General features: G+C 73.4%; 8 protein-coding genes. 6 read left to right on the plus strand and 2 right to left on the minus strand.

Annotation, left to right across the window (positions count from 1 at the left end):
- Window positions 1-262 (plus strand): helix-turn-helix transcriptional regulator (locus tag ACWCSD_RS44310; RefSeq protein ID WP_449924318.1); only part of this gene is annotated, 262 nt, incomplete at its 5' end.
- Window positions 263-553: 291 nt separating this feature from the next.
- Here the strand turns inward: ACWCSD_RS44310 and ACWCSD_RS44315 are convergent.
- Window positions 554-871 (minus strand): hypothetical protein, encoded by a 318-nt coding sequence (locus tag ACWCSD_RS44315; protein ID WP_397162916.1) that lies wholly within the window; start codon window positions 869-871, stop codon window positions 554-556.
- 173 nt (window positions 872-1,044) lie between these two features.
- On the opposite strand from ACWCSD_RS44315, the gene ACWCSD_RS44320 reads away from it, so the two are divergent.
- Together ACWCSD_RS44320 and ACWCSD_RS44325 are read left to right on the plus strand one after the other, a co-directional pair.
- On the plus strand, window positions 1,045-1,851 hold the full coding sequence (locus ACWCSD_RS44320; protein WP_449924321.1) for an alpha/beta fold hydrolase: 807 nt from the start codon (window positions 1,045-1,047) through the stop codon (window positions 1,849-1,851).
- A 22-nt stretch (window positions 1,852-1,873) separates the two neighbouring features.
- Window positions 1,874-2,779 (plus strand): MerR family transcriptional regulator, encoded by a 906-nt coding sequence (locus tag ACWCSD_RS44325; protein WP_397162913.1) that lies wholly within the window; start codon window positions 1,874-1,876, stop codon window positions 2,777-2,779.
- Here ACWCSD_RS44325 and ACWCSD_RS44330 read toward each other — a convergent pair.
- Window positions 2,663-3,697 (minus strand): alpha/beta fold hydrolase, encoded by a 1,035-nt coding sequence (locus tag ACWCSD_RS44330; RefSeq protein WP_449924324.1) that lies wholly within the window; start codon window positions 3,695-3,697, stop codon window positions 2,663-2,665. The genes ACWCSD_RS44325 and ACWCSD_RS44330 overlap by 117 nt on opposite strands.
- Before the next feature lie 138 nt (window positions 3,698-3,835).
- Here ACWCSD_RS44330 and ACWCSD_RS44335 point away from each other — a divergent pair, with 138 nt between their 5' ends.
- The 3 genes from ACWCSD_RS44335 to ACWCSD_RS44345 all read left to right on the plus strand — a co-directional run.
- Window positions 3,836-4,414, plus strand: a complete 579-nt coding sequence (locus tag ACWCSD_RS44335; RefSeq protein WP_449924333.1) for a helix-turn-helix domain-containing protein — start codon at window positions 3,836-3,838, stop codon at window positions 4,412-4,414.
- A 52-nt stretch (window positions 4,415-4,466) separates the two neighbouring features.
- Window positions 4,467-5,684 (plus strand): carboxylate-amine ligase, encoded by a 1,218-nt coding sequence (locus ACWCSD_RS44340; protein ID WP_449924327.1) that lies wholly within the window; start codon window positions 4,467-4,469, stop codon window positions 5,682-5,684.
- Between the two features lie 31 nt (window positions 5,685-5,715).
- Window positions 5,716-6,792, plus strand: a 1,077-nt coding sequence (locus tag ACWCSD_RS44345; RefSeq protein WP_449924330.1) for an N-acetylglutaminylglutamine amidotransferase, incomplete at its 3' end; no start/stop codon positions are given.

A 6,792-nucleotide genomic window follows, 5' to 3' on the forward strand; every position in this document is an offset into this window, starting at 1 on the left:
CCTGGCGCGGCTGGTCGGCGCCTCGCCCAAGCACGTCGGCAGGATCTTCCGCCACGTCACCGGGCGCACGATCAGCGAGTACCGCAACGAACTGAGGGTGCGGGCCGTGCTGGAGCACCTGGCCGACGGCGGCGCCCAGCTCGCCGAGCTGGCCACCATGTACGGCTTCGCCGACCACGCGCACCTGACCCGGACGGTCCGCAAGCACCTCGCCGAGACGCCCAGCGCCCTGCGCGCCCGCCTCGACCCCGGCGGCCTCTGATCGTCATGTGACCCGCCGGCCACCCCGTCCGGTGGCCCCTGAACGGTTGCGCGGCACCGACGGGCTCCCGGCCGCTGACCGCACCAAGGTCCTGCCGTCAGCCGGGATCCCCGCGCGGGGGTGGCAGCGTCTTCGACGGCATTGCCGTGTTCCTGGCCGTGGCCGACGTCGAGCGTGGCGACCGCATCTGGGTGATCCCGTTGATCGTGATCACGTCCGTCCTGGTGCTCACGGCCGGTTGGGCCTGGGAGTTGAGGCGCCGGGCACACCCGTCGTAGGGGCGCCCGGCGGTCAGCGGGGCCGGCTGAGGGCGGCCTCGGCCAGATCCGTCCACTGCTCGGCCGAGGAGTGCGGCACGACCACCCAGTCCTTGACCACCCTGCCCGTGCCCGAGGGATCGAACAGGCACGCCCCGGCCAGCTCCAGCGCGGCCGCGTGCTCAGGAGTGTCCCTGACCAGCCGGAACACCATCGCGCCGTCACGCTGCAGGCTGGCGAACACCTTGCCCGCCTGGTCCTTGAGCGCCGGCCTCCCCATCATCCTGGAGACCCGCACCCCCAGGTCGGCCAGCTCGGCGCCGACCTGCTGGAAATCCTCTTCCGCGCTCATCGTCAGTCGGCCCCAGACTCCATGGCGGCGCGGGGCCGAGCGGCTCGGCTCCCGCGCTCCGGCAGAAACGGCGATCAGGCTAGCAGGACCATGCCGAACCGGGAGAACTCGCGTTCCCGGGCCGCGTCCGGCGCTCTTCCCCTGACGCAGGGTCAATGTCCCAGCATGGGGGCATGACCTCTCCGACCAGTACGAACCGCCCGCCGTCCGGCGAGCTGACCGCCCACCACGACGGCCTCACGATCCCGCTGTCCCGCGGCGGATGGGGCCGCCCGCTGGTGCTGTGCCCCGGGCTGAACTCGACCCGGGCCGACCTCGGCGAGCTGATCGAACTGCTGCGGCGCGACCACGACGTGGTCACCTTCGACCTGCGCGGCCACGGCCGCACCCCGGCCGCGGACCGGTACTCCTTCGAGGCGTTCCTCGGCGACCTGGACGCCGTGATGGCCCGGGTGGGCCGGCTCGGCCTCGGCGAGCCCCCCGTGCTCGTGGGGTACTCGCTGGGGGCCGACCTGGCCGTGCACCACGCCGCCCGGCATCCCGGGGGCGTCGCCGGGCTTGTCCTGATCGACGGGGCGAACCCGGTGCCCGAGCCGTTCCTCACCGAGGACGTCCTGCCGGCGTTCCGGGCGATGTGGGCGGAGCTGGCCGCGCGGCAGCAGGCCCGGCGCGGCACCCCGCGCCAGGTGCTGCTCACCGCGCGGCAGATCCTCGACCTGAACGTCGAGATCGACGTGGTGCGGTCCGAGATCCTGTCCCGGTACCCGTTGATCGACCGGCCGATCAGCATGATCATGTCGACCTCGATGGCCGGCGAGGGCGGCCCCGCCGCGCGGTTCAACCGCAACTGGCGGGCCGGGATCGAGCGGCTCGTCCGGCGACAGCCGCGCATCGCCACGACGTGGCTCGACGCCGGCCACGGGCTGGTCTTCACGCACGCCACCGAGATCGCCCGGATCATCCGGCAGGCGGCTTCTTGACGAGCTCTGGAAGGCTGGTCCCATGCTGACCATCGGCGAACTGGCCTCGTACGCGGGGGTGACCGTGCGGGCGGTGCGGCACTACCACGCCAAGGGACTGCTGCCGGAGCCCGAGCGCGACCGCCACGGCTACCGCAGGTACGACGCCGCCGCCGCGGTCGAGCTGATCAGGATCCGCACCCTCGCCGAGGCCGGGGTGCCGCTCGCGCGGGTGCGGGAGCTGCTGCGGGCCGGCGAGGAGGAGTTCGCCGCCGCGCTGGCCGACATCGACCGGCGGCTGCGCGCGGAGATCCGGCGACAGCAGCGCCACCGGGCCCGGATCGCCCGGCTGGCCGCCGGGGACGGCCTGGCGCTGCCGCCGGAGGTGGTCGGCTACCTCGACCGGCTGCGGGCACTCGGCGTGGACGACCACATCGTCCAGGCCGAACGCGACGGCTGGATCCTGCTGGCCGCGCACTCGCCCGGACGCGTGCCGGAGTGGATGGCCCGCAAACGCGAGCAGCTCGACGACCCGGACTTCGTCGGCTTCTTCCGCAACCTGGGCCAGGCCCTCACCCGGTCCGCCGACGACCCGCGGCTGGAGGAGCTGGCCGACGAGCTGGCCGCCTGCCTCACGCGGCTGACCGGCGAGCGGGACGAGGTCTACGTCGACGACCTCGACGTGGAGCCGCAGTTCGTCCGGTTGATGGACGCCCTGGCGTTCGACGCCGTCCCGCCCGCCCGCCGGCTGATCGAGCTGCTGCGCCGGCGGGGCTGGACCGGCTGGAGCAAACTGGAACGGGTGGACCCGCCGTCCTGGTCGTCGGCCGGGTCAGCCGTCGAGGAACCGCTCCAGCTCCGCGGTGACGAAACCGGGGTTCTCCTCGACGAGCCAGTGCCCGGCGCGCGGGACGTCCACCGCGCGGACGATCCTGGTCAGGCGCGGTGACACCGTGGACCGGATCGCGTCGAGCTGCCCCTGGGCGGTCATGAGCAGCGCCGGGACGCGTACCGGCGCCGCCGCCGTCGTGTCGCGCACGTCCTGGTCCAGCGCGCGGTAGAGCTCGAAGCCGCCTGACAGGGCCTGCGGCCGGCTGTAGGTGCGGGCGAACTCGGTGATCTCGGCGTCGGTGAACGGGGACCGCTGCGAGGTGCCGCCGAACGCCGTTCCGCCGTAGGAGACCTGGGGGTAGAACAGCGCCAGGTACTCGCGGACGTCGTCGCCCACCACCGCCTCGGGCACCCGGCGCTGGGAGTGGAAGGCGATGTGCCAGCTCAGCGACCGGTACGTGGCCGCGTCGACGGCCGGGCCGGGCAGCGGCAGGTCCAGGTAGCCGAGGCGGGCGGTGTCGGCGGGGAACCGGCTCGCGTACTGGAACGCCACCGCGGCGCCGAAGTCGTGGCCGACGACGGCGGCGTCCCGGATCCCGAGCCGCCCGGCGATTAGCTGGTGCACGTACCGCGCCAGCGTGGCCTTGTCGTAGCCGGTGGGCGAGCCTTCGCTGTCGCCCAGCCCCGGCAGGTCCACGGCGTAGACGGTGTGGTGCCGGGCCAGGTCCGGCATGATCGGCCACCAGCCGTACCAGGTCTGGGGCCAGCCGTGGATCAGCACCACCGGCGTGCCGGTCCCGCCCTTCACGTAGTGCATGCGCACGCCGTCCACGTCGGCGAACTCGTGCCGGAACGTCGTGCCGAAGCGCGGGTCGTCCTGGGTGGCGGTGGTGTAGGAGGCGGCGGGCGGGGGAGCGGCGGCGCGCGTCGAACAGGCCGTGGCGCCGAGCGCGAGCAGGAGGGCGAGCGCGACGGTCGCGGCCGTGCGCGCGGATCGGGCGAGACGGCCCGGCGACGGCCGTGGAGCGGTGGTCATGTGGTCCTGTCCTGAGGAGAGTGGCGGGGTCGACGGCCGGTGCTGCCGTCGATCAGTGTGGGATCGATCCGACCAGCAGCCCGCCGATCTGGCACGAAAACTTGCGGTTATGGCAAGATGGCCGTCGTGCACGACGACATGGACGAGGTGCTGGGCGCGGTGGGGCCGCGCCTTCGGGCCCTGCGTCGTCACCGCGGCATCACCCTGGCCGAACTCGCCACCACGACCGGCGTCTCGGAGAGCACGCTGTCCCGGCTGGAGAGCGGGCAGCGCCGGGCCACGCTGGAGCTGCTGCTGCCGCTGGCCCGCGTCTACGACGTCCCGCTCGACGACCTGGTCGGCGCCCCGCGCACCGGCGACCCCCGGATCCACCTCAAGCCGATCACCCGGTTCGGGATGACGTTCGTGCCGCTGTCCCGGCGGCCGGGCGGGGTCCACGCGTTCAAGATGATCATCCCCGCGCGGCCGGAACCGCTCGAACCGGCCCCGCAGACCCACGACGGCTTCGAATGGCTCTACGTCCTGACCGGAAGCCTGCGGCTCGTCCTCGGCGACCGCGACCTCACGCTGCCGGCCGGCGAGGCGGCCGAGTTCGACACGTCCATGCCCCACTGGCTGGGCAGCGCCGACGGCGGCACGGTCGAGCTGCTCATCCTGTTCGACCCGCAGGGCATGCGCACCCACATCCACGCCGACCCCCACCGGCACTCTCACTGAGCGTCCGACAGGCCGTATTTACGGCCTGACCTTCATTTGTGGAGGTCAAGAGGTGCTGAAGCGCGTTTTCGGGGGAGAAGGGGGTGGCTTCGAATGCCTGATGATGGGAGTGGTGACCGTGGAGGGGTCCGGGGGAGCGATCCGGGTCGGTGTGGAGGAGGAGTACCACATCGTCGACGCGACCACACGCCGGGTGACCGCGCGGGCGGGGGCGCTGCTGAGCGCGCTGCCCGAGGAGAGCTTCACGCACGAGCTGCAGCGGTCGATGGTCGAGGCCAACAGCGCGCCGTTCCTGGCCCTGGACGACCTGGCCCGCGACGTGTGCCGCCTGCGCCGCAAGCTGATCTCCGCCGCCGACGAGCTGGGGCTGGGGATCGCGGCGGTCGGCACGCCGCAGCTGGCCGACCTCGACGAGGTGAAGGTCTTCCCCGACCAGCGATACGAGAAGATGCTCAGCGACTTCCAGGTGCTGACCCGTGAGCAGCTCATCTGCGGCACGCACGTGCACGCGGAGGTGCCCGACCCGGACCTGGCGGTCGCGGTGGCGCACCGGCTGACGCCCTGGCTGGCGCCGTTGCTGGCACTCAGCGCCAGCTCGCCGTTCTGGGACGGCGCCGACACCGGCTACGCCAGCTACCGCACGCTGGTGTGGCAGCGGTGGCCGACGACGGGGCCGATCGGCAAGTTCGGCTCGGCGGCCGAGTACCAGGAGATGGTGCGGGGTCTGATCCGGTCCGGGGTGATCAGCGACGCGGGGATGCTCTATTTCGACGTCCGGCCCTCGCAACACGTGCCGACGGTGGAGCTGCGCATCTGTGACGCCTGTCCCCGGGTGGAGGACGTCGTGCTGATCGCCGGGCTGTTCCGGGCGCTGGTGGCCAGGGAGGTGGCCGCGGCGCGCCGCGGCCCCGGGCCGGAGGTGCAGGTGGAGGCGGCGCGCGCGGCGACCTGGCAGGCGGCCCGGTGGGGGCTGGAGGGCGACCTGGTCGATCCGGTGGAGGGCGTGCCGCGCCCGGCCAAGGAGGTGGTCGAGGACCTGGTGACGGGCCTGCGCCCGCAACTGGAGGCGGCCGGCGACTGGGAGCTGGTGACCGGGCTGACCCGGCAGGTCCTGCAGACGGGCACGTCGGCGGCCCGCCAGCGGGCGGCGTACGCCGAGCGGGGCAGCCTGGCGGACGTGGTCGACCTGGTGCTCAGCGAGACCCGCACCTGCGAGTGGGACCGGCCGACGGGCGACCACGACCTCCCCTCGTGCCGGCCGGCGGCCTGATGGCCGGCCTCGGCGGGACGGGGGTGCTGGCATGTGCGGGCTGAGCGGCGAGTTCAGGTTCGACGGCGCGGAGGCCGACATCGGCGCGGTGGGCCGGATGACCGACGCCATGCACGACCGCGGGCCGGACGGCTCCGGCCTGTGGGCGCAGGGGGCCGTCGCGATGGGCCACCGGCGGCTCAAGATCATCGACCTGTCGGAGAAGGCGGCCCAGCCGATGGTGGACGCCGGGCTCGGCCTGGCGGTGGTGTTCAACGGCTGCCTGTACAACTACCGCGAGCTGCGCGAGGAGTTGCGCGGCGCGGGCTACCGGTTCTACTCCACCTCCGACACCGAGGTGCTGCTCAAGGCGTACCACCGGTGGGGCGCCGGGTGCGTCGGCCACTTCAAGGGCATGTTCGCCTTCGCGATCCACGAGCGGGACAGCGGCCGGCTGGTGCTCGGCCGCGACCGGCTCGGCATCAAGCCCATGTACGTCAGCCACGACGCCCGCCGCCTGCGCTTCGCCTCGACGCTGCCCGCCCTGGCCGCGGGCGGCGGCCTGGACACCGGCATCGACCGGGTGGCGCTGCACCACTACATGACCTTCCACTCGCTCGTGCCCGGCGAGCGCACGATCCTCGCGGGCGTGCGCAAGCTGCCGGCGGCCACCGTGCGGGTCGTCGAGGCGGACGGCACGAGCACCGACCACCGCTACTGGGACCCGCCCTACACCCGCTCCGCGATGCCCGAGCACGCGGGGCTGAGCGAGCAGGAGTGGCGCCGGGCCACCCTGGACGCCCTGCGCACGGCGGTGCGCCGCCGGATGGTCGCCGACGTGCCGGTCGGCGTGCTGCTCTCCGGCGGCCTGGACTCCAGCCTCATCGTGGCGCTGCTGGCCGAGGAGGGGCAGAGCGGTCTGACCACGTTCAGCATCGGCTTCGAGGCGGCCGGCGGCGAGCAGGGGGACGAGTTCGCCTACTCCGACCTGGTCGCCGGCCGGTTCGGCACCGACCACCACCGCATCCGGATCCCCGGCGACCGCCTGCTGGACGGGCTGGAACGCGCGGTGGGCGCCATGAGCGAGCCGATGGCCAGCCACGACTGCGTCGCCTTCTACCTGCTGTCG

This window comes from Nonomuraea sp. NPDC001684 (genome assembly GCF_053596515.1).

What these genes read in the sequence shown, in the direction of transcription:
- ACWCSD_RS44315 (WP_397162916.1), bottom strand. Translation starts at nt 871, where the DNA reads ATGAGCGCGGAAGAGGATTTCCAGCAGGTCGGCGCCGAGCTGGCCGAC.
- ACWCSD_RS44320 (WP_449924321.1), top strand. Translation starts at nt 1,045, where the DNA reads ATGACCTCTCCGACCAGTACGAACCGCCCGCCGTCCGGCGAGCTGACC.
- ACWCSD_RS44325 (WP_397162913.1), top strand. Translation starts at nt 1,874, where the DNA reads ATGCTGACCATCGGCGAACTGGCCTCGTACGCGGGGGTGACCGTGCGG.
- ACWCSD_RS44330 (WP_449924324.1), bottom strand. Translation starts at nt 3,697, where the DNA reads ATGACCACCGCTCCACGGCCGTCGCCGGGCCGTCTCGCCCGATCCGCG.
- ACWCSD_RS44335 (WP_449924333.1), top strand. Translation starts at nt 3,836, where the DNA reads ATGGACGAGGTGCTGGGCGCGGTGGGGCCGCGCCTTCGGGCCCTGCGT.